This is a genomic window from Bradyrhizobium shewense, assembly GCF_900094605.1.
In the GTDB taxonomy this organism is placed as follows: Bacteria; Pseudomonadota; Alphaproteobacteria; order Rhizobiales; family Xanthobacteraceae; genus Bradyrhizobium; species Bradyrhizobium shewense.
In genome coordinates this window covers 143,111-168,920 of the sequence record NZ_FMAI01000018.1, presented here as the reverse complement: position 1 = coordinate 168,920, position 25,810 = coordinate 143,111, and the positions used below count along the sequence as shown (strand labels likewise).

Here is a 25,810-nt window from a genome sequence, read left to right as displayed (position 1 = left end):
CCTGTATGCTGCTGTGCGGTTCTTCCTGCGTGCGCTTTTCGCGCAGCGGACCGCGGGTGCGAGCCGGCACCCGGCCTTCCCTGCGCCCTCTTGGTTTTAGAGGGTAGCGAGACCAAGCAAAGCTCGGGCGAAATGCGCCGCGAGGCCGCAAAGCCGCGTGTGCGATTGAGCTGCGTGCCACAATCTCGATCTCGTAGGGTGGGCAAAGCGCAGCGTGCCCACGCCTTGTCGCTCATGGAGGGAGATCGTGGGCACGGCGCTATGCGCCTTTGCTCACCCTACGGCAGCGCTGCTGGGATCTGCACTGGACATCGCAATCATGTGGAGAGCGCGCGCCACACTCCGCTCTCGTGCCCCGGACGCAGCGCGGCGTCCCCGGCGATGCGAAGCATCGTCCGGAAGCGGTGCGCTGCAGAGCCGGGGCCCATCCATGCGCATCGCGCCCTCGCTTTCTGGGTCCCGGCTCTGCGCAGCAACGCCAAGAGGCGTTGCAGCACGTCGGGGACACGAGATCCGGCCGTCCTGCTTGTCCGACCACTCGACCTCCCCCATCACAACCAATTGTCTTTATTAGGAAACAATCATTCCCTATTATCCCGCAATGCAAAAAGCCGCCCGCCGATCGCAGTCTGCCGCCCGTCCGCCCGGTCGTCCCCGGGAATTCGACATGGATACGGCGCTGGACCGCGCCGTGCGGGTTTTTCGCGAGCGCGGCTATCATGCGACCTCCATCGGCGACCTCACCGCGGCGATGCGGCTGGCGACGGGGAGCATCTACAAGGCGTTTCGCGACAAGCATGCGGTGTTCCTGGCTGCCTTCGAGCGCTATACGGCGCTGCGCCAGGAGCAGACCCGCAGCGCCGCCCGGCGCGGCACAAACGGCCGCGATCGGATTCACAACGTGCTGCTGTCCTATGTCGCGCAGTCCCAGGGCGCCGAGGGACGGCGCGGCTGCCTCGTGGTCGGCAGCGCGGTCGAATTGTCGGCGGTCGATTCCGTCGTCGCCGCCCGCGTCGGTGCGCAGCTCAAGACCAACGAAGATTTTATCGCCGGCCTCATCCGCGAGGGGCAGGCCGACGGCTCGATTCCCGGTCATGTCGCGGCCGACGACACCGCGCGGCTGGTGATCTGCATCACGCAGGGCCTGCGCGTCGTCGGCAAGGCGCGCCTGCCGCTCGACGGGACCCGCCTCGTCGGCGTCGCGATGAAACTGCTGGCCTGAATTTATGTCTTATTAGGGAATGATCGTTCCCGATTTCTCGGAGACCGTACGTCATGACGATGAATGCCACGATCGAGACCGCGCCCGGGCCGGATGCGGTGTCGCAACGCCTGACCTTCGTGCTTGCCGCGGCCTGTGGCATGATCGCGGCCAACATCTACTACGCGCAGCCGCTGATCGCCCCGATCAGCGCCGCGCTCGGCCTGTCGCACGCGGCGGCCGGGCTGATCGTCACCATGACGCAGATCGGTTACGGCGCCGGGCTGCTGCTGATCGTGCCGCTCGGCGATCTCGTCGAGAACCGCGCGCTGATCTGCTCCGTCATCACGCTCGGCGCGGCGGCCCTGCTTGCCGCCGCGTTCGCCACCCATGCGTTGCCGTTCCTGATCGCCGCGCTGTTCATCGGCCTCGGCTCGGTCGCGGTGCAGATCATCATTCCCTATGCCGCGCATCTGGCGCCGGAAGCCATCCGCGGCCGCGTCGTCGGCAACGTCTCGACCGGCCTGATGCTCGGCATCATGCTGGCGCGTCCGGTGTCGAGCTTCGTCACCTCGGCGCTGTCGTGGCACGCGGTGTTCTTCGCCTCCGCCGCGCTGATGATCGTGCTGACGGCGGTGCTCTGGATGACGCTGCCGAACCGCAAGCCGGTGACGCGGATGCACTATGGCGAGCTGTTGCTGTCGATGCCGCATCTGGTGCGGGCGACGCCGCTGCTGCGGCGCCGGGCGCTCTACCAGGCCAGCCTGTTCGGCTGCTTCACCCTGTTCTGGACGGTGGCGCCGCTCCAACTCGCCGACGCGTTCGGCTTCACCCAGCGCGGTATCGCGCTGTTTGCGCTGGCCGGTGTGGCCGGCGTGTTCGCGGCGCCCATCGCGGGACGGCTCGCCGATCGCGGCCATAGCCGCATCGCGACGCTGGTCGCGATGCTGCTCGCGGCCGGGGGCTTCCTCGTGACCTATATCGGCATGCCCGGCTCGACGCTGAACCTGGTCTGCCTGGTCGCGGCGGCAATTGCCATCGACGTCGGTGTCCAGGGCAACGTCGTGCTCGGCTTCCGCGCCATCTTCGCGCTCGGGCACGAGCACCGCAGCCGCCTCAACGGCCTCTACATGGCAACGTTCTTCACCGCCGGCGCGGCCGGGTCCGCTGTCGGCGCCTGGGCTTTCGCGCAAGGCGGATGGACGCTCGCATCGGCCATCGGCCTCGCTCTGCCCGTCATCGGATTGCTCTATGCGGCGACCGAATAGCCGCCGGCCGCAGCAATTGTGCGATGCGGGCGTTTACCAAGGCCCGGAGACGAAGCCGCGGGCGCCGCAATTTCCATCTCGCGATTTCGGTGCTGCTGTAGTACTTTGGTCTCAAGCGGGCCCGGTTAATGGGCGGCAGGGGGAGGCTGATGAGGCGTGCGGGGCTGTTTGGCGTACCGCGGGTACGGCCATGGTCGTGGCAGGCGTTTCTGCTCGGATGCGTCGTTGTCGCCATCTCGGCTGCGTTTCAGGGTATTTGCGTTGCGCTCGGCGCAAAGCTCTATTTTGCAGCATTCCTGCCCGGTCTGTTCATGCTCGGCATCGTTGCGGGCACGCCGGCGGCGGGATTTGCCGCGCTGTTCACCATTCCCCTGGTGTGGTGGGCGTTCATTCCGCCCTTCTTCGAGTTCAACGCGCTGAGCAACGCAAATACCGATTCCATCAACCTGTTCTGCCTGCTCGCCGTGCTGCTGATTGGCCTTGCCGATCTCTGCCGCGAGACCATGAGGATCGTCAGCCAAGGCGGGCTGAAGTCCCCGGGCGAGAGCGCGGCAACGAATCCGCAATAATTCGCCTTTGCGCGGTCGTGCACGTTGCGTCCGCGCAACAGTCCGGCAACCATCCGCAGGCTTGCCGCGCGCCGCTAACTTTTCGAAAAAGATTTAGCCGCAGGTTCTCCCCCGGGAATGACGAGGGAGTTTTCGGACATGAACGGTCAAGCCATCTTGGAGAATGTGCGCCGCTATCGCGGCATCGCATCGCTTTATCGCCAGACCGCTGCGTTCCGCCCGGGCCAGAGCTGGTCGCTGCTGGAGCAGGCGAGCGATTGGGAAGCGCGGGCGTTGTCGGAGCTGGAAGCCTATTTCGCGTTGCGCGCGGACTACGCCGCTCCGCTCGCAGCCTGATTGTTAACCATCGCTCACGATATGATCGTCAGATAGGGCGTCGGCACCACGAATTGTCCACCCCAGGCGCGAACCTCCGCCAGCTGGGCGATGATCTCGTCCTTCAGATTCCAGGGCAGGATGAAGACGTAATCAGGCCTGGCCGCGATCAGGGCGGCGGGATCGCGGATCGGCAGATGCGATCCCGGAAGCAGCAGGCCCTGCTTGTGCGGATTGCGGTCGACGGTGAACGGAATCAGCTCGCGCGTGATGCCGCAATAATTGAGCAGCGTGTTGCCCTTCGCGGGCGCGCCGTAAGCCAGCACCGTCTTGCCAGCGCGCCGCGCCGCGACGAGAAAGTCGCGGATCGTCTCGCGCTTGGCCGCCACCTTCGCCTGGAAATCACGATAGCTCGCGGGCCGGTCGAGCCCTGCCAGGGTCTCGCGCCGGCGCAAGCTCTCGAGTGCAAGGGACGCGCTCGGAGGCGCGGTCTCGCTGCAGACGTGCAGACGGAGCGAGCCGCCATGGGTCGGCAATTCATCCACGTCGAAAACGCGCAAGGCATGTGCGCGAAAGACCGTCTCGAGGGTCGCGAGCGAGAAGTACGACAGGTGCTCGTGATAGATCGTGTCGAACTGGACGCCTTCGATCAGGTGCAGGAGATGCGGAAGCTCCAGCGTTGCACGGCCGGTCTCGGGCAGCAGAATGCGCAGGCCCGCGACGAAATCGTTGATATCAGGGACGTGCGGCAGCACGTTGTTGGCGACGATCAGCTCGGGCCTATGACCTGCGGCGCGCAGCGTGGTCGCGACGTCGCGGCCGAAATAGCAGGTCCGGGTCGGGATGCCCTTGGCGATCGCAGCGGCCGCCGGGCCGCTGGCCGGCTCGATCCCGAGCGCGCGGATGCCGGCGTGCAGGAAATACTGCAGCAGATATCCGTCATTGCTGGCGATTTCGATCACCTCGGACGCTGCTCCGAGCTTCGCGCGGGCGATCATCGCGGCGGCATAACTCTCCGCATGGCGGAGCCAGCTCTCGGAATAGGACGAATAATACAGATACTGCTCGAAGATGCTGGCCGCAGGCTCGAATTGCGGAAGCTGCACCAGCCCGCAGGCACCGCACGCACGGGCATGCAGCGGATAGGTCGGCTCAGTCGCATCCGCCTGCTCCGGCGGCAGATAAGAATTCGCCAGAGGCGACAGGCCGAGATCGACGAAGGTCTCGTCGAGCTCCTGCGCGCAAAAGCGGCATCGGTGCCTGTCCATGAACGGATCGTCCCGTTGTGCCGTCGTGCTGCGGCTGTTAGTGAATTCTCTCAAGCCACGGAAATTCCGACAAGGTTGCGCATGATGCAACCCAAAAGGCGTTTCGGTGAACCGACGTTCGCAACGGCGGCGTCGCGGCGCGGAGGCCCGGGATGAAGTTCACTGCATTGGCTCTCCCGGGCGTAATTGAAATCGGGATCGAGCCGGAGACCGACGCGCGCGGATTCTTCGCCCGGCTGTTCGACACTGAGGCCTTCGCGGCGCAGGGCCTGCCGACGCATTTCGCGCAACACGGCCTCTCGCATAACGAGCGCGCCGGCACGTTGCGCGGTCTGCACTACCAGGTGGGCCGGCCGGAGGCCAAGCTGGTGCGATGCGTGGCCGGCCGCGCCTTCGATGTGATCGTCGATCTGCGCCGCTCGCTGCCGACCTACGGACAATGGTGCTCGGTCGAGCTCGCCGCCGATCGCCGCAATGCCGTGTTCATCCCCGCCGGATGCGCACACGGCTTCCAGACGCTCGTCGATGGGACCGAGCTGATGTATTGCATCGATGTGCCCTATGACGCGCAAGCTGCGGCCGGCATTCGCTGGGATGATTCGTCGCTCGCGATTGCATGGCCGCTGCCCGATCCGATCCTGTCCGCGCGCGACCGCGCGCTGCCGTGTCTCGCATGAGGCGGGTGCTGGTCACGGGCGCGTCGGGCTTCATCGGCCGGGCGCTGCTGCCTGTGCTGGCTGGTCGCGGCTTCGAGGTGCACGGCATCGCGCGCTCGTCGCAACCGGCGATGTCAGGCGTGAGCTGGCACGCCGCCGATCTCCTCACCGAAGCCGGCCGCGTGCACGCGCTGTCGGCGTCGCGGCCGACGCATCTCGTTCATCTCGCATGGGAAGTGCGGCCGGGCCGCTATCGCGAGGATCCGGTCAACCGGCTGTGGGCCGAGGCGAGCATTGACCTGTTGTCACGTGCGCGAGCCTGCGGCACCAAGCGCATCCTCGGCATCGGAAGCTGCCTCGAATACGGACCGCAGAGCGGCCCATGTGAGGAACGCACCAGCCAATGCCGTCCCACGACACTGTACGGCCAAGCCAAGCTCGCGACGGCCGAGGCCTACATCGCGGCAGGCGCCGCCTGGGGCCGCGTGTTTGTCCCGTTCGGGCCGCACGAGCCCGAAGCGCGCCTCATCCCTTCGCTGATCCGGAGCCTTCGCGCGGGAGCGAATTTCGATTGCTCGCATGGCGGACAGCTGCGCGATTTCGTCTATGTCGATGACCTCGCGCAGATGATCGCCGCCATGCTCGACAGCGAGCTCTCCGGCGTCGTCAATCTCGCCAGTGGCGAGACGCGCAGCCTGCGCAGCGTGATCGAGCATGTCGCAGGTCTCCTCAAGGCACGCCATCTGGTCAGGTTCGGCGTCGTCGATGCAACGGGCGTCGACGCTGAGCCGATCATTGCCGCCGACGTCCGCCGTCTCCGCGGCGTGACCGCGGCCGTGCCGATCATCGGTTTCGAGGCGGGCGCTGCGCGCGATCTCGCATGGTGGATCGACCGTCTGCCGGGGAGGGGATGACGTGCGATCTCCTCGCAACACGCCGGCGGCAAGCGGCACCCGTGGCAATTACGGAGTTGTCTGGCTGGGTGCCTGTGCTAGCAACGGGCCGACCGAAATCTCCCTCACGTCGGCCGGGGCAAGCAATGATCACGTTCAACCGCATCTTCACGACCGAGCGTCTGCTCCAGATCATCGTGATTCTGGCGGCGACGGTTGCCATGAAGCTGATGAGCTGAACGCGAGCGGATCATCTTCCGCCGAACTCGGGCACGTCGGGCAGATAGTTCGACCCTTCCGAGCCCAGAAAATCGAACATCGCCTGCGCCGGCGGCAGCAGCACCTTGTCGCTGCGGCGGATCACGTACCATTGCCGCACGATCGGCAGGCCCGCGACGTCGAGCACGATGAGCCGGCCCTCGGTGAGCTCATGCGCCACCGTGTGGGCCGAGATGAAGGCGATGCCGAGCCCGGCGATCACCGCCTGCTTGATGGTCTCGTTGCTGCTCATCTCCATGCCGATGATCGGCTCGAGGTCGGACTTCTGGAACATGCCCTCCATCAGCGTCCGCGTGCCCGAGCCGGGCTCGCGGGTGAGGAAGGTCTCGTGCACGAGGTCGGTCAGGTTGAGGCCGGAATCGTTTTCCAGCCAGTGCCCCTTGCGTGCGACGATGATGTGCGGATTGCGCCCGAGTTGGCGGACGTCGACCGTGACGTCGGCCGGTGGCCGACCCATCACCGCGAAATCGAGGTCGTAGCCGTGCATGGCCTCGCGGATCTCCTCGCGATTGCCGATGGTGAGCTTGATCTCGATCTTGGGGTACCGCTTGGAGAACGCCGCAATCGCGTGCGGCACGAAATATTTCGCGGTCGAGACCGCGCCGAGATGCACGGTGCCGCCGGTCCGTCCCGCGAGCAGGTCGAGCGCGCCCTGGCAGTCCATGATGGCGGCCTCGACCCGTTCCGCCAGCGTCAACACCTCCTTGCCCGCCTCCGTCAGCAGCATGCCGTCGCCGGTCCGCTGCACCAGCGGCAGGCCGGCGAGGTCCTGAAGCTGCCGAAGTTGCTGGGTCACGGCCGGCTGGGTCAGCCCGAGATGGCCGGACGCCGCCGTCACGCTGCCCTTGGCCGAGAGCGCCGCAAGCGAGCGCAATTGCCGGATCGTCAGATGCCGGAGCTGGGCCGCCGCATGGCCGGGGCCATTATAAGAAAATTCTTTGACGCTCATTATGAATAGAAATTTTCCTTATTAAGCCCCCCCTGTCAATCTCCTGATGCCGGGCCCGACCGTACCGACCTCCAGAGGGGAGGGAACTGGATACGGCGCCGGCAAAGGGGATGCGCAGATGACCGGGCAACTGAGGTTGGACGACCACCTTCAACGGTATTCCGAGACCGCACCTCACGCGCTCGCCGTGGCGGCCGCGGTCGATGCCATCGCGGCGGCGGCGATCGAGATCGCCGACCTGATCGCCACCGGAGATCTCGCGGACGCCTCCGGCCTGACCACCGGCCGCAACAGCGACGGCGACGTCCAGCGTGATCTCGACGTGCAGGCGGATGCGATCCTGCGCCGTTGCCTCAGCAAGCTGCCGGTCGCGGCGCTCGCGTCGGAAGAGATGCGCGAGGCCCAGATCGGCGATCGTGAGGCGAAGATCTGCATCGCGATCGATCCGCTCGACGGCTCCTCCAACATCGACATCAACATGACGGTCGGCACGATCTTCTCGATCCTGCCCGCGCCCGATGATCTCTCGCTCGCCTTCCATCAGCGCGGCTCGGCGCAGCTCGCGGCAGGCTTCGTCACCTACGGGCCGCAGACCTCCCTGGTGCTGACGCTCGGCGAGGGCGTCGACATCTTCACGCTCGACCGCAAGGCGGGCTGCTTCCGCCTCGCGCGCAGCGGCGCGCAGATCGCCGAGGCCTGCGAGGAATTCGCGATCAACGCGTCGAATCGCCGGCACTGGGATTCGCCGGTGCGTGCCTTCGTCGACGAGTGCCTCGCCGGTGTCGACGGGCCCGCCAACCATGATTTCAACATGCGCTGGGTCGGCTCGCTGGTCGCCGAGGCCTATCGTATCCTGACCCGCGGCGGCGTCTTCCTCTATCCCTCGGACGCGCGCCCCGGCTACGGCGACGGCCGCCTGCGCCTGACCTACGAGGCGCATCCGATGGCCATGATCATCGAGCAGGCCGGCGGCTCCGCCACGACGGGACGCGAGCGCATCCTCGATCTCTCGGCGCAAAACCTGCACCAGCGCGTGCCGCTGATCATGGGCTCGAGCAACGAGGTGCGCCGGGTCGAGGAGCTGCATTGCGATCCGCTGCTGGTTGCCAGCGTCTCAGCGCCGCTGTTCGCGCGGCGCGGATTCTTCCGGCTCTGAGGAGGGCGTCCGATGTCCAGGAAGCATCCCATCATCTCCATCACCGGCTCCTCCGGCGCCGGCACCACCTCGGTCAAGAAGACCTTCGAGCAGATATTTTTCCGCGAGAAGGTCAACGCGGCCTACATCGAGGGTGACGCGTTCCATCGCTACGACCGCGCCGAGATGCGCGCGCAGATGGCGAAGGAGGCCGATCGCGGCAACAAGCATTTCAGCCATTTCAGTCCCGAGACCAATTTGTTCGAGGAGCTGGAGCGCGCGTTCCGCGACTATGGCGAGACCGGCACCGCGACGACACGGCATTACGTGCATGACGCCGAGGAGTCCGCGCTGCATGGCGCGGCGCCCGGCACCTTCACTGACTGGAAGCGGCTGCCGGAGAATTCGGACCTGTTGTTCTACGAGGGCCTGCACGGCGCCGTCGTCACCGACAAGGTCAATGTCGCGCGCTATGCCGACCTCAAGATCGGCGTCGTGCCAGTCATCAATCTCGAATGGATCCAGAAGCTGCACCGTGATCGCAGCGCCCGCGGTTATTCGACCGAGGCCGTCACCGACACCATCCTGCGGCGGATGCCCGATTACATCCACTACATCTGCCCGCAATTCACCGAGACCGACATCAACTTCCAGCGCGTGCCGACGGTGGACACCTCCAATCCGTTCATCGCGCGCTGGATCCCGACGCCGGACGAATCGATGGTCGTGATCCGCTTCAAGAACCCGCGCGGCATCGACTTCCCCTATCTGCTCTCGATGCTGCCGCAGAGCTGGATGTCGCGCGCGAACTCGATCGTGTGCCCCGGCGCAAAGCTCGATCTCGCGATGCAGCTGATCCTGACGCCGCTGATCATGCAGCTCATCGAGCGCAAGCGCAGCTTGAAGTGAACGAGGAGAGAATCCGATGAACATCTCCGTCCACGCCGAAGCCGACCTCACGGCGGTCACGCACAACGACCTCGCCAATGCCGTCCGCTTCCTCGCGGTCGACGCCATCGAGACCTCGCAGTCGGGCCATCCCGGCCTGCCGATGGGCATGGCCGATGTCGCAACCGTGCTGTTCTCGCGGTTCCTGAAGTTCGACTCGGCGCACCCCAACTGGCCGGACCGCGACCGCTTCGTGCTGTCGGCGGGCCATGGCTCGATGCTGCTCTATGCGTTGCTGCATCTGACCGGCGGCGACGTCAGCCTCGACGACATCAAGGCCTTCCGGCAATGGGGCTCGAAGACGCCGGGCCATCCGGAATATGGTCACACGCCGGGCGTCGAGATGACGACAGGGCCGCTGGGGCAGGGGATCGCGACCGCGGTCGGCATGGCGCTCGCCGAGCGGATGGCCAACGCGCGACATGGCGACGGCCTCGTCGATCATTTCACCTATGTGATCGCGGGTGACGGCTGCCTGATGGAGGGCCTCAGCCAGGAAGCGCTCTCGCTCGCCGGGCATCTCGGGCTTGGCCGCCTGATCGTGCTGTTCGACGACAACGGGATCTCGATCGACGGGCCCACCTCGCTGGCGACGTCCGACGACCAGCTGGCGCGTTTCGCCGCCTCCGGCTGGTCGGTGCGCAGCATCGATGGCCACGATCCCGAAGCGATTGCGCAGGCGATCGCAGAGGAGCGAGAGACCGCAAAGCCGTCGCTGATCGCCTGTCGCACCATCATCGGCTACGGCGCGCCTGATCGGCAGGGCACGGAGAAAGCCCATGGTGCGCCGCTCGGCACCGAGCAGACCGCGGCCGCGCGCCGGACGCTGGGTTGGGATTATCAGCCCTTCGTGGTGCCTGTTACCGTCCAGAAGGCGTGGCGGATGATCGGGCAACGCGGCCAGGTCGATCGGCTCGCCTGGCTCGATCGCTATGAATGGGTGACGGCCGAGCAGCGCGACATGTTCATCGAAGGCAAAGCGGTTGCCCTGCCGGCCGCCTATGCGCTGGCCGCGGCGAAGTTGCGCGAACGCTTTGCGTCCGAGCGTCCGAAGCTCGCGACGCGGCAGGCCTCGCAACAGGTGCTCGACGGCATCGCCGGGACGATTGCCGGCCTGGTCGGCGGCTCCGCGGACCTGACGCATTCGAACCTCACGCACGCCAAGGTGCAAGTCCCCGTCAAGCGCGGGACGTTCGCCGGCGACTACATCCACTACGGCATTCGCGAGCACGGCATGGCCGCCGCGATGAACGGCCTCGCTCTGCATGGCGGCTTCATCCCGTACGGCGGCACCTTCCTCGCATTCTCCGATTACAGCCGGCCCGCGATCCGCCTTGCGGCCCTGATGCGGCTGCGCGTCATCCATGTGATGACCCACGACTCCATCGGCCTCGGCGAGGACGGCCCGACGCACCAGCCCGTCGAGCACCTCGCCGCGTTGCGGGTGATCCCGAACCTGCTGGTGTTCCGTCCCGCCGACGCGGTGGAGACGCTGGAAGCCTGGGATTGCGCACTCAACTCCGAAGGCCGCCCCTCCGTGCTGTGTCTGTCGCGGCAGGCGTTGCCGACCTTCCGCAGCGATGCGCGCGGCAGAAACCGCGTCGCACACGGCGCCTATCTCGTCGTATCGCCGGACGGCGGCCGCGACGTGACGCTGATCGCAACCGGCTCGGAAGTCTCGATCGCGATGGAAGCCGCTCGCCTGCTCGCGACCGAGCATATCCGCGCCGCCGTGGTGTCCGCGCCTTGCTTCGCCCTGTTCGAGGAGCAGCCGGACGATTACCGCGCCAGCGTGCTCGGCACCGCGCCGCGTGTAGGAATCGAGGCGGCCGTGCAGGGCGATTGGGCGCGCTGGATCGGCTCCGACGGCGAGTTCGTCGGCATGCGCGGCTTCGGCGCCTCGGCGCCGGCGCCGGTGCTGTACCGCGAATTCGGCATCACGCCGCAAAGCATTGCGGAAGCCGCCCGCCGGGCGATCGCCCGCAAGCGACAGTAAGGAGGACTATCGTGGCCCGTATCACCCTTCGACAACTGCTCGATCACGCCGCCTCTCACGGCTACGCAGTGCCGGCGTTCAACATCAACAACATGGAGCAGGGCATCGCGATCATGCAGGCAGCGGCCGAGGTCGATGCGCCCGTCATCATCCAAGCTTCGCGCGGCGCGCGCAGCTACGCCGGCGATCTCATGCTCTCGCACATGATCGATGCGTTAGAGCGGACCTATCCCGACATCCCGCTCTGCATGCACCAGGACCACGGCAATGACGAAGCGACTTGCGCCTCCGCCATCGCCCACGGCTTCACCTCCGTCATGATGGACGGCTCGCTCAAGGCCGATGCCAAGACGGCGGCCGATTACGACTACAACGTCGCGATCACCCGCCGCGTCGTCGATCTCGCCCATTGGGTCGGCGCCTCCGTCGAAGGCGAGCTCGGCGTGCTCGGCTCGCTCGAGCATGGCGGCGGCGAGCAGGAAGATGGTCACGGCGTCGAGGGCACGGTCAGCCACGACCAGCTCTTGACCGATCCCGACCAGGCGGTCGACTTCGTCCGGGCCACCAAGGTCGATGCGCTCGCCATCGCGATGGGCACCTCGCACGGCGCCTACAAGTTCAGCCGCAAGCCGGATGGCGACATCCTGGCGATGCGGGTGGTCGAGGAGATCCATCGCCGCTTGCCGAATACGCACCTCGTCATGCACGGCTCCTCGTCGGTGCCGCAGCCCCTACAGGACATGTTCAACCAGTTCGGCGGCGAGATGCCGCAGACCTGGGGCGTGCCGGTCGAGGAGATCGTGCGCGGCATCAAGAGCGGCGTGCGCAAGGTCAATATCGACACCGACTGCCGCCTCGCGATGACCGCCGTGTTCCGCAAGGTCGCCGCTCAAACGCGTTCCGAGTTCGACCCGCGCAAATTCCTCAAGCCCGCAATGGACGCGATGCGCGAACTCTGTCGCGACCGTTTCGAGCAGTTCGGCACCGCGGGCCATGCCAGCAAGATCAAGGTCATTCCCTTGAGCGAGATGGCGCGGCGCTATCGCGCCGGCGAGCTCGATGCGCGCATCGACGCCCGCGAACCCGTCGCGGCCTAGTCAATCGGAAACAACAGAGAAAACAGCAGGAGAGAGACATGAACGCACATGCAGGCACGGTCCGCGGCAAAGAGCGCTATCGCTCCGGCGTGATGGAATACAAGCGCATGGGCTATTGGGAGCCCGACTACACGCCAAAGGACACCGACGTCATCGCGCTGTTCCGCGTGACGCCGCAGGAGGGCGTCGACCCAATCGAGGCCTCGGCTGCGGTGGCAGGTGAATCCTCGACCGCGACCTGGACCGTGGTGTGGACCGATCGCCTGACCGCGGCGGAGAAATATCGCGCGAAATGCTACCGCGTCGATCCCGTGCCGGGCACGCCGGGCTCGTATTTCGCCTACATCGCCTATGACCTCGACCTGTTCGAACCAGGCTCGATCGCGAACCTCTCGGCCTCGATCATCGGCAACGTGTTCGGCTTCAAGCCGCTCAAGGCGCTGCGGCTGGAAGACATGCGTTTCCCCGTCGCCTATGTGAAGACCTTCCAGGGTCCGGCGACCGGCATCGTGGTCGAGCGCGAACGGCTCGACAAGTTCGGCCGGCCGCTGCTGGGCGCGACGGTGAAGCCGAAGCTCGGGCTTTCGGGGCGCAACTATGGCCGCGTGGTCTACGAGGCGCTGAAGGGCGGACTCGACTTCACCAAGGACGACGAGAACATCAACTCGCAGCCCTTCATGCACTGGCGCGACCGTTTCCTCTACTGCATGGAGGCCGTGAACCGCGCGCAGGCTGCTTCGGGCGAAGTGAAGGGCACCTACCTGAACATCACCGCCGGCACGATGGAGGACATGTACGAGCGTGCAGAGTTCGCCAAGGAGCTCGGATCGTGCATCGTCATGATCGACCTCGTGATCGGCTACACCGCGATCCAGTCGATGGCCAAATGGGCGCGGCGCAACGACATGATCCTGCATCTGCATCGCGCCGGTCACTCGACCTATACGCGGCAGAAGAGCCATGGCGTGTCGTTCCGCGTCATTGCCAAATGGATGCGCCTTGCCGGCGTCGACCACATCCATGCCGGCACGGTGGTCGGCAAGCTGGAGGGCGACCCCAACACCACGCGCGGCTATTACGATGTCTGCCGCGAGGACTTCAACCCGACCAAGCTCGAGCACGGCCTGTTCTTCGACCAGAACTGGGCGAGCCTGAACAAGATGATGCCGGTCGCCTCCGGCGGCATCCATGCCGGCCAGATGCATCAGCTGCTCGATCTGCTCGGCGAAGACGTCGTGTTGCAGTTCGGCGGAGGCACCATCGGCCATCCCATGGGCATTGCGGCCGGCGCGATCGCCAACCGCGTGGCGCTGGAAGCGATGATCCTCGCCCGTAACGAGGGGCGCGACTATGTCCACGAAGGTCCGGAGATCCTGGCCAGGGCGGCCGAAACCTGCACGCCGCTGAAGGCCGCGCTCGAGGTCTGGAAGGACGTGACGTTCAATTATCAATCCACCGACACGCCGGACTTCGTGCCGACCGCGCTCGAAACCGTTTGAGGAGACGCAGCATGAAACTCACTCAAGGTTGCTTTTCGTTCCTGCCCGATCTCACCGACGATCAGATCTTTAAGCAGGTGCAATATTGCCTTGGCAACGGCTGGGCGGTGAATATCGAGTTCACCGACGATCCTCATCCCCGCAACACCTATTGGGAGATGTGGGGCTTGCCGATGTTCGACCTCCAGGACGCCGCCGGCGTGATGATGGAGCTCGCGGAGTGCCGCAGGGTGTATGGCAACAAGTACATCCGCATCAGCGGCTTCGATTCCAGCCATGGCTGGGAATCGGTGCGGATCTCCTTCCTCGTCAATAGGCCACCGCATGAGGCCGAGTTCGAGCTGGTGCGGCAGGAAGTCGGCGGCCGCGCGATCCGCTACACCACCGTGCGCCGGCCGGCCGCGCACGCCTCAACTTAAGTATCCGCTTCCGCGCGGAGCACTCCCTGCTCCGCATCCTTGGCGGACCACTGCTTCGCCGCTCCCTCGCGGCGAAGCTCTTTTCTTCGAGGGTAGCCATGCTCGATGTTCCCCACGCAACCACGACTGAGCCCAACGAGACCCAATTCGATCTCCGCAAGGAAGCCGAAGCGGCCGGGATCACCGACACGCTGCAGCAGCTCGAGCAGGAGCTGATCGGATTGAAGCCGGTGAAGAACCGCGTGCGCCAGATCGCCTCGCTGCTGCTGATCGAGCGCATCAGGCAGCGCGCCGGCCTGGCATCGACTCCGCCGACCCTGCACATGTCGTTCACCGGCAATCCTGGCACCGGCAAGACGACCGTCGCGCTGCGCATGGCCAAGATCCTGCACGGGCTCGGCTTCGTGCGGCGCGGGCAGGTGATCTCGGTCACGCGCGACGATCTCGTCGGCCAGTATATCGGCCACACCGCGCCGAAGACCAAAGAGATCCTGAAGAAGGCGATGGGCGGCGTGCTGTTCATCGACGAAGCCTATTATTTGCATCGCCCCGACAACGAGCGTGACTACGGTCAGGAGGCTATCGAGATCCTGCTCCAGGTGATGGAGAACCAGCGCGAAGACCTCGTCGTGATCCTCGCCGGCTACGGCGAGCGCATGACGAGCTTTTTCGCGTCCAACCCCGGCTTCCGCTCGCGCATCGCCCATCACATCGAATTCCCTGACTATGCGGAGGCCGAGTTGCTTGTCATTGCCGAGCTGATGCTGAAGGAGCGGGGCTATCGCTTTTCGGCCACGGCCCGCGAGGCGTTCGAGAAATACATCGCGCTGCGCCGGACCCAGCCGTTCTTCTCCAATGCGCGTTCGATCCGCAACGCCGTCGACCGCATCCGCTTGCGGCAGGCCGATCGCCTGGTGTCCGACCTCGACCGTATGCTCGATGTCGACGATCTCGAAACCATCGATCCCATGGACGTTCTGGCGAGCCGTGTCTTCAGCGGCGGCGCCGATGCGCGGAGTGCAAAGCCATGACCAGAGAGATCATGATCGCTCCCTCGATCCTGGCCGCGGATTTCGCGCGCCTCGGCGAGGAGATCGCCGCAATCGACACGGCCGGCGCCGACTGGATCCATTGCGACGTCATGGACGGACACTTCGTGCCGAACATCAGCTTCGGCGCCGATGTCATCAAGGCGATCCGGCCGACGACGAAGAAGATCTTCGACGTGCATCTCATGATCGCGCCTGTCGATCCTTATCTCGAGGCGTTCGCGAAGGCCGGGGCTGACGTCATCACGATTCATGCCGAAGCCGGCCCGCATCTCGACCGCTCGCTGCAGGCGATCCGTGCGCTCGGCAAGAAGGCCGGTGTCAGCCTGTGTCCCGCCACTCCCGAGAGCGCGATCGCCTATGTGCTCGACCGCATCGATCTCGTGCTGGTGATGACGGTCAATCCGGGATTCGGCGGCCAGTCCTTCCTCGAATCCCAGCTCGAGAAGATCGAACGGATCAAAGCCATGATCGGCGACCGGCCGATCCGGCTGGAGGTCGATGGCGGTGTCACGCGCGACAATGCCGCTGCCGTGGCGGCAGCGGGCGCTGATACGCTGGTGGCGGGCTCCGCGGTGTTTCGCGGCAAGAGCGTTGCCGAATATGCCGCGAATATTCAGGCCATTCGCATGGCCGCCGAGACGGGCCGGGTTACGAAGCTGCAAGATAATTCTACGCAGCCGCTGCGCGTCAGCGAGGCAGGCCGTATCCGGTAGACTACGGAAAGCGCAAGCCGTGGAAGATCCGCCCGTGCCGGTTGTCCCACGGCGTGGCACTTACTCCGGGGTTCCACGGAGGTTGCGGCAAAAAGCGATCGCGTCTTTCAGGTCGGGGTAACCAACGCATCCGAGGCGAAAATTCGATTAACGCCCGCGCAATGCTGTGCATCGCAACCTGCGTGCAGGAATGCCAAGAGAGCGCGGGGATGCGGATCAAGGCTATTGCCAGGCACGAGGCCTGCACGCGGCATGGGGCGATGGCGTGAGCATCCATCGCTTGTTCGCCGAGCAGCTTCGCTGCGCGACCGATGCGGCCGGACGGGTCGACGTCCTCAAGCTGGGCGAGCTCGTCAGCGCGGCCTATGACGCGAGCGATCGCGACCGCCAGCGGATGACCGACGCACGCGCTCACACGCACGATGAGGTCAAGCTTGATCTGCTGCGAACCCAGGAATTCCTCGACACCATCGTCGAAAACATCCCGATCGCCGTGTTCGCGAAATGCGCGAAGGATTCCCGCTACATCCTGCTCAACCGGGCCGGCGAGGACTATTACGGCATTCCGCGCGAACAGATGTTAGGCCGGACGCCGGAGGAGATCTTTCCGGCCGACGTCGCCCGCGTGGTCAAAGAGCAGGACCGCCGTGTCGTCGCCAGCGGCATGCCGATGTTCCTCGAAGAGCATCTGCTCGACATCGGCGTCAAGGGCCACGACCGCGTCGTCAATTCACGCAAGATGCTGATCACGGATGACGACGGCGACCCGCAATACCTGGTCGGCGTGATCGAGGACGTCAACGAGCGCGTCAACACCCAGGAACGCATCAGCCATCTTGCGCATCATGATGCGTTGACCGACCTGCCGAACCGCAGCGCCTTCAACGCCGTGCTCGGCGAGCGGCTGGGGCGGGCGCAGGAGGCGGCGACCAGTTTTGCCGTGCTCAGCCTCGATCTCGACCGCTTCAAGGAAGTCAACGACGTGTTCGGCCACCCCGTCGGCGATCTGCTGATGCGGGCGGCGGCGGACCGGCTTGCCGAGGAAGCCGACGGCGCCTTCGTCGCCCGTATCGGGGGCGACGAGTTCATGATCCTGATGCCCGACGACATCAGCCGCGATGACGTTCTGGCGCTCGCCGAACGCCTGGTCGAGACCATCGGTCAGGAGCTGGAGGTCGACGACTATCTCTCCCATGTCGGCCTCAGCGTCGGCATCGCGTTTTATCCCGACGACGGCGTGAACGCCGCCACGCTGCTCGCCAACGCCGACTCGGCGCTTTATCGTGCCAAGCGCGAGGGCCGGGGCCGGGTGCGCTTCTTCGAATCCGAGATGGACCAGGAACTGCGCGACCGCAGGCTGTTGCAGCACGATTTGCGACAGGCGCTGGAGCAGAACCAGTTCCTGGTCTACTTCCAGCCGCAGGCGCGGGTGGATGGCGAGGTCATCGGCTTCGAGGCTCTGCTGCGCTGGAACCATCCGACGCGGGGCTTCGTTTTGCCGGACCAGTTCATTCCGCTCGCCGAGGAGAACGGGCTGATCGTCCAGATCGGCGAATGGGTCTTGCGCGAAGCGTGCCGCGAGGCGGCTTCCTGGCCGCGGCCGCTGCAGGTCGCCGTCAATCTGTCGCCGATCCAGTTCCAGGCCGGCGATCTCGAACGTTCGATCCACCAGATCCTGCTGGAGACGGGGCTGACGCCAACGCGGCTCGAGGTCGAGATCACCGAGGGCGTGCTGATCGGCGATTTCACCCGCGCACTCAATCTGCTGCGGCGGCTGAAGGCGCTCGGCATCCGCATCGCGATGGACGATTTCGGCACCGGTTATTCCTCGCTGTCCTATCTCCAGTCGTTCCCGTTCGACAAGATCAAGATCGATCGCAGCTTCATCTCCAATCTCGAGGCGACGCCGCAATCGGCCGAGATTGTCCGCGCGGTCCTGAGCCTCGCGCACGCCCTGCATATCCCGGTCATTGCCGAGGGGGTGGAGACGGAAGCGCAGCGTGCCTTCCTGGCGCGGGAGGCCTGCGAGGAGATGCAGGGCTATCTGGTCGGCCGGCCCGCCCTGATCGAGCGCTATCTCGACCTGGTCGGCGTGACCGTGGAGCGCCGGCTCTACGCCTAGCCTTCGGGTCCAAGGCGCGGTTCATTTGGAACTTTGGCCCGGACATATATTTCCTAACAACGAGCCGAGGCTAGGCGCGCGGTCGGCGCAGCAAATCTTTTGCATAATCGCCATCGGCCTGACGCAAATCGGGGCAATAAGCCTTGTGAGTGCGAGGGAGGGTCTCATGGAGAACGTACGTCGCTACCGGGCGCTGGCGTCCCTCTGTCGTCAGCAGGCGGCCTACCGGCCGCTTCAGAACTGGGAACTCCTCGGCCAGGCCGAACATTTCGAATATCTCGCCGAGGTCGAGCTCAAGGCGCATTTCGACGCGTGCAATGTGCAACACGACGATGGCGCCGCTGCGCCCGCGACGTGGGAGACCCCGGTCGCGGCGTGACGGCGCCGGGCGGGCCCGGCTCAATGCGACATCAGCGTCGGGACCGTCATGGCCTGCAGCATCGCGCGGGTGACGCCGCCGAGAACGCGCTCCTGCAACCGCGAATGGCCGTAGCCGCCCATCACCAGGAGATCGAGGCCCTCGTCGGCCGCCAGCGACAGGATGGTCGGCTGGATGTCGGCGCGCGTCGCCGACAGGCCGACTGTGCGGGTCGACAGTCCGCGCCGGCCGAGATGTCTTGCCAGACCATTCGCTGAAGCTTCGTCGGGGGCCGCGTCGGCCTCGTTGATGGTGATGATCACGATCTCATCGGCGCGCGCCAGGAACGGTGCGGCGTCGTGCACGGCGCGGGCCGCGAGGCGGCTGCCGTCCCAGCAGATGCCGATCCGGCCCGCCTTGAACGCTCCATGGAAGGTGTAGGGCAGGAACAGCACCGGGCCGCCCGCCTGGAACAGGATCTCGCGCGGTACGTCGTTGTCGAACGAGCCTTGCGCCGGATCTGGCTGAAGCACGACGCTGAGGTCGTGCAACCGCGCCATCTCTCCGAGCGAGCCGGCCGCGTCCACCGGGATCGCGCCGAGCGCGCGGCAGCCGTAGGAGATGCCGGCGTTCGCCGCTTCGATGCCAAACACCGCGAGCGCGGCCTCGGCCCGCTCCACCGCGCGCTCGCGTTCCAGTTCGAACACGGCCGCCACCGCGGCGCCGCCCTCCATCACGTAAGCCGCACTGGTTGCGACATAGCCGATCGCGACTGCGTCGAGATGGGCGTTGAACTGCGCCGCGAGCGAAATCGAGCCTTCGATCGCGCAGCGCATGGGGCGTTCGGTGGGGATGTGGACGAGAATGTCTTTGTACATGGCGCGCCTCCGATGAACATCATCCGGTGGCCGCATTTTTTCACTGCCCGAAGGACCCGCGTTGAGCTGCATCAAATGCGCAGGGGACGACTTTCCCGCGGGGCCCGCGCATTCTTTGCCAAGATTTAATCGGATGGACGGGACGTCGTAAGGTGACGATGGCCATGTTGGATGCAAGGCGACACCTTATCCAACATGGACATTTCGACATGAACGATCGCGTCAATTCCGACACCACGACGTCCCGCAGGATCTTGAGGCCGCGCCGGCTTGCGCTGCTCGGCACCGTGGCCGCGCTTGGCGTGGCCGTGCTGGCGGCTGCTCCCGGCTCTTCGCCGTTCGGTCCGAGCTCCTTCATTACCCCGGCCCAGGCCGCCGAATCCGCCGCGACGCCGCCGGGCTTCGGTGACCTCGTCAGCAAGGTCAAACCCGCCGTCATCTCGGTGCGGGTCAAGATCGACCAGGACAACGACAAGAGCGCGATGCTGCAGCAGAACCGGATGGATCAGGACGAGGACACCCCGTTCGACCAGTTCTCGCGGCAGTTCGGCTTCCGCGGACCGGGCGGCATGAACGGCATGCCGCGCCAGCGCCATCAGATGATCACGGGCGAAGGCTCCGGCTTCTTCATCTCCGCTGACGGCTATGCCGTGACCAACAACCACGTCGTCGACCACGCCGAGTCGGTGCAGGTGACCATGGATGACGGCACAAGCTACACCGCCAAGGTCGTCGGCACCGATCCGAAGACCGATCTCGCGCTGATCAAGGTCGACGGCAAGAAGGACTTCCCGTTCGTCAAATTCTCCGACCAGAAGCCGCGCATCGGCGACTGGGTGGTCGCGGTCGGCAATCCCTTCGGCCTCGGCGGCACCGTGACTGCCGGCATCGTCTCGGCCAGCGGCCGCGACATTGGCAACGGCCCCTATGACGACTTCATCCAGATCGATGCGCCCATCAACAAAGGCAATTCCGGCGGCCCGGCCTTCGACATGAGCGGCAACGTGATCGGCGTGAACACTGCGATCTTCTCGCCCTCCGGCGGTTCGGTCGGCATCGGCTTCGACATTCCGGCCTCGACCGCAAAACTCGTCGTCGCGCAGCTGAAGGACAAGGGCGCGGTGACCCGTGGCTGGCTCGGCGTGCAAGTGCAGCCGGTCACCGCCGAGATTGCCGACAGCCTCGGGCTGAAGGAGGCGCGCGGTGCGATCGTCGACAATCCGCAGGATGGCAGCCCGGCGGCCAAGGCCGGCATCGAGGCGGGCGATGTCATCACCGCCGTCAATGGCACCGCGGTCAAGGATTCCCGCGACCTCGCCCGCACGATTGCGACCCTTGCGCCTGGCAGCTCAGTGAAGCTCGACGTCTTCCACAAAGGCGACAGCAAAACGGTGACGCTCGCGCTCGGCGAACTGCCGAACGAACGGCAGGCCAAGGCCGATGTTGGCAAGGACCAGCCGGGCCCCGGCACGCCGCGCCTCGGTCTTGCTTTGGCGCCGGCCGGTGACGTCCAGGGCGCTGGCCAGAAGGGCGTTGTCGTCACCGAAGTCGATCCGCAGGGGCCGGCGGCGCAGCGCGGCATCCAGACCGGCGACGTCATCCTCAATGTCGGCGGCAAGGCTGTCGCCAATGTCGGCGATGTCCGCTCGGAGCTGGCGCAGGCCAAATCGTCCGGCAAGCGCAGCGTGCTGTTGCAGGTCAGAGGCGCACAGGCGACCCGCTTCGTCGCGGTACCACTCGCCTGAGGCGAACGTCGATCGCCATGGACCAAGAAAGGCGGCCCTCGAGGCCGCCTTTTTCGTTCGCCTTCAGGACCCCCGGGAGGCGATCGATAACATTCTCGTTAACGGCAGCGACGATGACGCGGTTCGTCCGAAAAAGCCGTGTTCGCTCATCAAAGTTCCGACTCGTGCAGGTCGCCGGCGGCAACGATGCCACCGGGACCAGTTGCAAGCGTGGAACTTCGAACTTGCCGCCGGTTTCTGAAGCTGGCCGCTGGTTCGCATTTGATCGGTGCCGACATGGATCGATTGAAGCTCTCGCTGAGGAGGGCGCTACTCGTGGCGCCATTCGTGCTCTGGGGCGGAGACGCTCTCGGGCGGGACGACGGCCGCTATGCGGACTCACCCCTGAAGCCATGGTTCGACAGCCTGCGCAGCCACCTTGGTCCGTGCTGCTCAGATGCGGATGGTTTTGCCGTCGCCGATCCCGACTGGGAGTCGCATAACGGGCATTATCGCGTGCGTCTCGACGGCGAGTGGATCGAGGTGCCGGACGAAGCCGTCATCACCGAGCCGAACCGGGCCGGCCGCACCATGGTGTGGCCGGTGAAGACCGCGTTCGGCGTTTCGATCCGCTGTTTCATGCCGGGCAGCATGATCTGACACGGGCCAACGTCAGCGCTTGCTGGATTTGCGCTTCGACGATTTCTTGGTCGTCCTCTTCTTGGACGTCGTCTTGGACGTCTTCTTGGAGGTCTTCTTGGCAGCCTTCTTCGGGACTTTCTTGCCCTTCTTGCGTGCCTTCGACAGTCCGATCGCGATCGCCTGCTTGCGACTCTTCACGCGTCCGCCACGGCCTTTACGACCGCTCTTTGCCGTGCCCTTCTTGTAGCGACGCATCTCGCTTTCGACATCGCTGCCGGAGCTGCGCGAGTAGCGGCGCTTCTTTGCCTTGCGTGCCATGCATGTTCTCCCTTGGCCGGGGAGAACCATTCGACACGGGCATGGTTCCGAAGGACGCGGACAGCGTACCAGGCGCAGCCTAGAAGGAATTCGCCAGCTCGATCTCCGCTTCCAGCACCTGAATGCGCCGTGCGGCCTCGGTGAAGGACAGATCGCGCGCATATTGCGCGGGCTGATACGCTTCTTCACTCAGCCGTTTCAACCTCTGCCCCTGCGTCCGTGTCATCTGCTCGGCGAGGAAAACCCTGGCGTCGTATTTGCCTTGAACCAGCATGTCGCTTCTCCGTCCTGAAATCGTGACTTGACTATATGTTCTTATTTTGTTCTAACAAGCCATGGACAACAGAATTAATGAAATTCGGCGTAAAATCAGCGCCTTGAGGGTTGAGATGGCCGGCGTCGAGGCCTCCGTGCGCGATCTCATCAACGGCGACCGCGATTGCGTCCAGCAGGCCCTGGCGCAGATGGATTTGCGCCGGAAAGTCAATTTGCTGATCGGCGAATGGAAGGCTGCCGGCGGCGGCGATGTCCTGCCTGACGTTCGCGACCGGGTGCGCCTTCGTCTCGTGAAGACAGCCGGCAATCCCGAGCGCGCGAGCACGCGGCGCTGAAACCTTTTGGGGGCCGCCGTGGAGGAAGACCCGGACACTTACCGGATCTTGAGGTTGCGCGCCGAGATTCTCGAATTGGGCTCGGCCATCCGGCAATTGCAGCGTGCGGGGCTCGACGATGCTGCGGCCCAGCTTCTGATCGGACGCAAGCGGGCGCAGCTCGAGCAACTCGTGAAGACGAATGCTGCGAGCCGCGCGCTCAACTCTGAAACGCGTCGCCCGTAACGAGCTGACGCGGGCGCTCGACGATGTGGCGCTCGATTGCCGATCCCGCATCAAGAACAAGAAAAAAGCCCCGCGTCGCCGCGGGGCTTTTGATGTCATGTCGGCCTGAGCTCACTTGGTATTGCTCATGCCCTTGCTGCTCTTGTTCGTCATGGTGCCGCCCTGGTCCGAGCCGGGACCGGAGCCGCCCTGGCCGGAAGGATCCGCGCCCTTCGAGGCCTTGGTGTTGGCGCCCGTGGTCTGCGAGGACGACATCGATGATCCGTGTTTGGCCTTGTGCGACTTGGCCTGTGCGGCGAGCGGCGCGGCGGCGAGGCCGGTGGCCAGCATTGCGGTGAGAACGAGCTTTGCCGTTGTCATGCGGGGAACTCCCTGAGTTAAATTGACGCAGGCAGCCAACCGCCATTTGCCGAAGGAGTTCCCGACAAACGCATCTGCCGCGCCGCACGCACGCATCAAGATTGCTTGTCCTCTGCAAGGATGAACACGACGCCGGTGAGTGTCGCGCCGATCGCGAACGTCGTCACCAATGTGAGGGCGAAGACGATTGCGGCCTGGCTTCCGCCGTGATCGAGCAGCCTGGCGACGGCGGGATTGGACAGGATCAGCGTGAGGCTGAAGGCGAGGCCGAGGGCTGCGCCCATCATCGCATGCGTCATCAGCTTGATGAGGCCGGTGGGAGAGATCAGGTCCGACGACTTTTTTGCGCGCATGGGAACTGCATCCCGAACTGACATGCAAACGCGGACGATATTCACCGGTTCCAAACGCATGAAGGAATTGTCATCACCGGCTTCATCCGACGTTCATGCCGGGCCTGCGAGGATAAGCGTCGGCAAAACGGGAACATTCGATATGGGTAAGGTAGTCTTTCTTTACCGCTCGCTGGCCTATCGCAACGCGGCTGCGGACATGCTGCGCAAGGCCCGCAAACTGCCGCGCGGTGCGGAGCGAAGTGCGGCCCGCCGCTACGCGAGGGCGCTACGCGATCTCGCTCAGACGGAAGCCTGGCTCGAAGGACGCCTCGCCGAGGAAGCGCGGCCGCCGCGGCAAACCAGGATGGCGGCGTCGGGCTAAAGCATGATCCGGAAAAGTGCGCAGCGGTTTTCCGAAGAGATCATGCTCAAACAGCAAACCAAAGCGCGATGACGATTCATCCTGATCGCATCGCGCTTTAGCCCGAGGCGCGCTGCAATTCGGCTGAGCTGGGGCCGTCGAATTTTCCGGGGGCGGTCGTCGCCGTCTTGCGTGTCAGCGGCACCTTGAGGCGGCACAACAGTCCTTCGGCTCGCCAATCGAATTGCGCCTGTCCGCCGAGCTGGGACTCGACGCTCGCGAGCAGGCTCCGCGTGCCGAAGCCGCGGGATTTCGGGGTCATGACGAGCGGACCGCCGGACTCTTCCCAGCTCAGCGTCAGCAGCTGGTCCTCGACTTGCCAGCCGATCATGAGCCGTCCCGACCTGGTCGAGAGTGCGCCATACTTGGCCGAGTTGGTGAAGAGCTCGTGCAACGCCAGCGCCAGCGTCTGGGCCGTCGCCGGCACCAACTGGACCTCCGGACCCGCCAATACGATCTGTCCGCCGAGCGAATAGGGCGCAAGCTCCTCGTCGATCAGCTTGGAGAGCTCCGCGCCCTGCCAGCTCGATAGCGACAGGATGGTGTGCACGCGCGCCAGCGCATTGATGCGCCCCTCGACGGCGTTGACATAGGCCTTGACCTCGTCAGCACGGGTAAGGCGCACGATCGACTGCGCCAGCGCCAGCGCATTCTTGGCGCGATGATCGACTTCCCGCGCCAGCAGATTCTGCCGTTCCTCGGCTCGCTTGCGTTCGGTGATGTCCACGGTGACGCCGCTCACGCGCACGACACGACCGCTGTCGTCGACCGTCGCGGCCGCCGTGCCGACGCACCAGCGCACCTCGCTGTCGGGCCGCACAATGCGAAATTCGGTCTCATAGGCCCGCGTGCCCTTGTTGAACTCGGCGATCGCCTTGCGCAACTGATCGACGTCGTCGGGATGCAACAGCGCCTGAACGTTGGCCGGATTGACCTCGAAGCTCTCCGGGCCGACGCCAAAGATGCGATACTGCCCCTCGTCCCACATCCAGTCGCCGCTGATCCAGTCCCAATCCCAGGAGCCCATCTTGCCGGCGGCGATGGCCATGCTGCGCCGCTGCTCGCTCTCGCGCAGCTTCGCGGTGGAGTTCTCCAGTTCCGCCGTGCGCGCGCGGACACGGTCCTCGAGCTCCTGGTTCAGCCGTTCCAGCTCGCGGGTCTTGCGGTACAGCTCGGCAAACACCTTGATCTTGGCGCGCAGCACCTCCGGCACGACCGGGACCGGCACGTAGTCGACCGCGCCCATCTCGTAGCCGCGCAACCGGTCGATGTCGCTGACCTGGATGGCGGAGATGAAGATCATCGCGGTCTTCTGGAAGCGCGGATGCTCGCGGATCATCGCGGCGAGCTCGAAGCCGTCGAGCTCGGGCATGCAGACGTCGACCAGGATCACCGCGATCTCGGTCTTGAGCAGCACCTCCAGCGCCTCGCGTCCGGACGAAGCAATCACGAGGTTCTCGCCGAGTTCCTTCAGGATCACCTCATAGGCGAGCAGCTTGGCCGGCTGGTCGTCGACGAGCAGGATGTTGACCTTTTCGTGGTCCATTCGCGGGCCCAAC

The 25,810-nt window shown here is 65.2% G+C and carries 29 protein-coding genes; 21 read left to right on the top strand and 8 right to left on the bottom strand.

Going from position 1 to position 25,810, the window contains the following annotated elements; genetic code table 11:
• Positions 1 to 601: 601 nt before the first annotated feature.
• The 4 genes from GA0061098_RS29525 (at position 602) to GA0061098_RS29510 (ending at position 3,374) form a co-directional block, all read left to right on the top strand.
• Positions 602 to 1,222 carry a TetR/AcrR family transcriptional regulator gene (locus GA0061098_RS29525; RefSeq protein ID WP_091964818.1) on the top strand — a complete coding sequence of 207 codons (621 nt, stop codon included), beginning with the start codon at positions 602 to 604 and terminating at the stop codon, positions 1,220 to 1,222.
• A 53-nt stretch (positions 1,223 to 1,275) separates the two neighbouring features.
• On the top strand, positions 1,276 to 2,469 hold the full coding sequence (locus GA0061098_RS29520; RefSeq protein ID WP_091964816.1) for an MFS transporter: 1,194 nt from the start codon (positions 1,276 to 1,278) through the stop codon (positions 2,467 to 2,469).
• Between the two features lie 149 nt (positions 2,470 to 2,618).
• Positions 2,619 to 3,038 (top strand): DUF4118 domain-containing protein, encoded by a 420-nt coding sequence (locus tag GA0061098_RS29515; RefSeq protein WP_091964878.1) that lies wholly within the window; start codon positions 2,619 to 2,621, stop codon positions 3,036 to 3,038.
• 138 nt (positions 3,039 to 3,176) lie between these two features.
• On the top strand, positions 3,177 to 3,374 hold the full coding sequence (locus GA0061098_RS29510; protein WP_028144073.1) for a hypothetical protein: 198 nt from the start codon (positions 3,177 to 3,179) through the stop codon (positions 3,372 to 3,374).
• A 14-nt stretch (positions 3,375 to 3,388) separates the two neighbouring features.
• Here the strand turns inward: GA0061098_RS29510 and GA0061098_RS29505 are convergent, their stop codons facing one another.
• A complete protein-coding gene (locus tag GA0061098_RS29505; protein WP_091964814.1) occupies positions 3,389 to 4,621 on the bottom strand; it encodes a class I SAM-dependent methyltransferase in 1,233 nt (410 codons plus the stop codon).
• A 152-nt stretch (positions 4,622 to 4,773) separates the two neighbouring features.
• Here GA0061098_RS29505 and rfbC point away from each other — a divergent pair, with 152 nt between their 5' ends.
• Both rfbC and GA0061098_RS29495 read left to right on the top strand, forming a co-directional pair.
• Entirely contained in the window at positions 4,774 to 5,298 is a 525-nt protein-coding gene (rfbC, locus tag GA0061098_RS29500) for a dTDP-4-dehydrorhamnose 3,5-epimerase (protein WP_091964811.1), read from the top strand.
• Positions 5,295 to 6,191 (top strand): NAD-dependent epimerase/dehydratase family protein, encoded by an 897-nt coding sequence (locus GA0061098_RS29495; RefSeq protein WP_091964809.1) that lies wholly within the window; start codon positions 5,295 to 5,297, stop codon positions 6,189 to 6,191. The genes rfbC and GA0061098_RS29495 overlap by 4 nt, the downstream gene beginning before the upstream one ends.
• Before the next feature lie 229 nt (positions 6,192 to 6,420).
• Here GA0061098_RS29495 and GA0061098_RS29490 read toward each other — a convergent pair whose 3' ends face one another.
• Complete coding sequence (locus GA0061098_RS29490; RefSeq protein ID WP_091964807.1) at positions 6,421 to 7,398, bottom strand: LysR family transcriptional regulator; 978 nt, start codon at positions 7,396 to 7,398, stop codon at positions 6,421 to 6,423.
• A 118-nt stretch (positions 7,399 to 7,516) separates the two neighbouring features.
• Between GA0061098_RS29490 and GA0061098_RS29485 the strand changes: the two genes are divergently transcribed.
• From GA0061098_RS29485 to GA0061098_RS29440, 10 genes are all read left to right on the top strand, one after another.
• Entirely contained in the window at positions 7,517 to 8,554 is a 1,038-nt protein-coding gene (locus GA0061098_RS29485) for a class 1 fructose-bisphosphatase (RefSeq protein ID WP_091964805.1), read from the top strand.
• Between the two features lie 12 nt (positions 8,555 to 8,566).
• Entirely contained in the window at positions 8,567 to 9,442 is an 876-nt protein-coding gene (locus GA0061098_RS29480) for a phosphoribulokinase (protein ID WP_018321765.1), read from the top strand.
• Between the two features lie 16 nt (positions 9,443 to 9,458).
• A complete protein-coding gene (tkt, locus tag GA0061098_RS29475) occupies positions 9,459 to 11,477 on the top strand; it encodes a transketolase (protein WP_091964803.1) in 2,019 nt (672 codons plus the stop codon).
• Positions 11,478 to 11,488: 11 nt separating this feature from the next.
• On the top strand, positions 11,489 to 12,574 hold the full coding sequence (gene fba / locus GA0061098_RS29470) for a class II fructose-bisphosphate aldolase (RefSeq protein WP_091964801.1): 1,086 nt from the start codon (positions 11,489 to 11,491) through the stop codon (positions 12,572 to 12,574).
• Positions 12,575 to 12,612: 38 nt separating this feature from the next.
• The gene (locus GA0061098_RS29465) at positions 12,613 to 14,073 is read left to right on the top strand and encodes a form I ribulose bisphosphate carboxylase large subunit (protein ID WP_091964799.1); all 1,461 of its coding nucleotides are present in this window, start codon (positions 12,613 to 12,615) and stop codon (positions 14,071 to 14,073) included.
• Positions 14,074 to 14,084: 11 nt separating this feature from the next.
• Positions 14,085 to 14,492, top strand: a complete 408-nt coding sequence (locus GA0061098_RS29460; RefSeq protein WP_091964797.1) for a ribulose bisphosphate carboxylase small subunit — start codon at positions 14,085 to 14,087, stop codon at positions 14,490 to 14,492.
• Positions 14,493 to 14,590: 98 nt separating this feature from the next.
• The gene (gene cbbX / locus GA0061098_RS29455) at positions 14,591 to 15,523 is read left to right on the top strand and encodes a CbbX protein (RefSeq protein WP_091964795.1); all 933 of its coding nucleotides are present in this window, start codon (positions 14,591 to 14,593) and stop codon (positions 15,521 to 15,523) included.
• The gene (rpe, locus tag GA0061098_RS29450; RefSeq protein WP_091964793.1) at positions 15,520 to 16,257 is read left to right on the top strand and encodes a ribulose-phosphate 3-epimerase; all 738 of its coding nucleotides are present in this window, start codon (positions 15,520 to 15,522) and stop codon (positions 16,255 to 16,257) included. The genes cbbX and rpe overlap by 4 nt, the downstream gene beginning before the upstream one ends.
• Before the next feature lie 265 nt (positions 16,258 to 16,522).
• A complete protein-coding gene (locus tag GA0061098_RS29445; protein ID WP_091964791.1) occupies positions 16,523 to 18,379 on the top strand; it encodes a putative bifunctional diguanylate cyclase/phosphodiesterase in 1,857 nt (618 codons plus the stop codon).
• Positions 18,380 to 18,545: 166 nt separating this feature from the next.
• Positions 18,546 to 18,758 carry a hypothetical protein gene (locus tag GA0061098_RS29440; RefSeq protein WP_091964789.1) on the top strand — a complete coding sequence of 71 codons (213 nt, stop codon included), beginning with the start codon at positions 18,546 to 18,548 and terminating at the stop codon, positions 18,756 to 18,758.
• 20 nt (positions 18,759 to 18,778) lie between these two features.
• Here GA0061098_RS29440 and GA0061098_RS29435 read toward each other — a convergent pair whose 3' ends face one another.
• Positions 18,779 to 19,615, bottom strand: a complete 837-nt coding sequence (locus GA0061098_RS29435; protein ID WP_165637682.1) for a universal stress protein — start codon at positions 19,613 to 19,615, stop codon at positions 18,779 to 18,781.
• 209 nt (positions 19,616 to 19,824) lie between these two features.
• On the opposite strand from GA0061098_RS29435, the gene GA0061098_RS29430 reads away from it, so the two are divergent.
• Both GA0061098_RS29430 and GA0061098_RS29425 read left to right on the top strand, forming a co-directional pair.
• Positions 19,825 to 21,360: a Do family serine endopeptidase gene (locus tag GA0061098_RS29430; protein WP_165637681.1), complete on the top strand. Its 1,536-nt coding sequence runs from the start codon at positions 19,825 to 19,827 to the stop codon at positions 21,358 to 21,360.
• Positions 21,361 to 21,636: 276 nt separating this feature from the next.
• Positions 21,637 to 21,999 (top strand): hypothetical protein, encoded by a 363-nt coding sequence (locus tag GA0061098_RS29425; RefSeq protein ID WP_092262621.1) that lies wholly within the window; start codon positions 21,637 to 21,639, stop codon positions 21,997 to 21,999.
• Between the two features lie 12 nt (positions 22,000 to 22,011).
• Here GA0061098_RS29425 and GA0061098_RS29420 read toward each other — a convergent pair whose 3' ends face one another.
• Together GA0061098_RS29420 and GA0061098_RS29415 are read right to left on the bottom strand one after the other, a co-directional pair.
• The gene (locus GA0061098_RS29420) at positions 22,012 to 22,299 is read right to left on the bottom strand and encodes a DUF6496 domain-containing protein (RefSeq protein WP_091964784.1); all 288 of its coding nucleotides are present in this window, start codon (positions 22,297 to 22,299) and stop codon (positions 22,012 to 22,014) included.
• Positions 22,300 to 22,378: 79 nt separating this feature from the next.
• Positions 22,379 to 22,573, bottom strand: coding sequence for a DUF3072 domain-containing protein (locus tag GA0061098_RS29415; protein WP_091964783.1), 195 nt, complete (start codon positions 22,571 to 22,573; stop codon positions 22,379 to 22,381).
• Between the two features lie 115 nt (positions 22,574 to 22,688).
• Between GA0061098_RS29415 and GA0061098_RS46345 the strand changes: the two genes are divergently transcribed.
• Together GA0061098_RS46345 and GA0061098_RS46340 are read left to right on the top strand one after the other, a co-directional pair.
• On the top strand, positions 22,689 to 22,910 hold the full coding sequence (locus tag GA0061098_RS46345; protein WP_091964782.1) for a hypothetical protein: 222 nt from the start codon (positions 22,689 to 22,691) through the stop codon (positions 22,908 to 22,910).
• A gap of 18 nt (positions 22,911 to 22,928) precedes the next feature.
• Positions 22,929 to 23,135: a hypothetical protein gene (locus tag GA0061098_RS46340; protein ID WP_091964874.1), complete on the top strand. Its 207-nt coding sequence runs from the start codon at positions 22,929 to 22,931 to the stop codon at positions 23,133 to 23,135.
• A 111-nt stretch (positions 23,136 to 23,246) separates the two neighbouring features.
• On the opposite strand, the gene GA0061098_RS29400 is transcribed toward GA0061098_RS46340, so the two are convergent.
• Positions 23,247 to 23,495: a hypothetical protein gene (locus tag GA0061098_RS29400; protein WP_038972655.1), complete on the bottom strand. Its 249-nt coding sequence runs from the start codon at positions 23,493 to 23,495 to the stop codon at positions 23,247 to 23,249.
• 95 nt (positions 23,496 to 23,590) lie between these two features.
• Positions 23,591 to 23,848 (bottom strand): hypothetical protein, encoded by a 258-nt coding sequence (locus GA0061098_RS29395; protein ID WP_091964781.1) that lies wholly within the window; start codon positions 23,846 to 23,848, stop codon positions 23,591 to 23,593.
• A 142-nt stretch (positions 23,849 to 23,990) separates the two neighbouring features.
• Between GA0061098_RS29395 and GA0061098_RS29390 the strand changes: the two genes are divergently transcribed.
• Complete coding sequence (locus GA0061098_RS29390; RefSeq protein WP_028144049.1) at positions 23,991 to 24,212, top strand: hypothetical protein; 222 nt, start codon at positions 23,991 to 23,993, stop codon at positions 24,210 to 24,212.
• Positions 24,213 to 24,309: 97 nt separating this feature from the next.
• On the opposite strand, the gene GA0061098_RS29385 is transcribed toward GA0061098_RS29390, so the two are convergent.
• Positions 24,310 to 25,797: an HWE histidine kinase domain-containing protein gene (locus tag GA0061098_RS29385; RefSeq protein ID WP_091964779.1), complete on the bottom strand. Its 1,488-nt coding sequence runs from the start codon at positions 25,795 to 25,797 to the stop codon at positions 24,310 to 24,312.
• Positions 25,798 to 25,810: the final 13 nt, after the last annotated feature.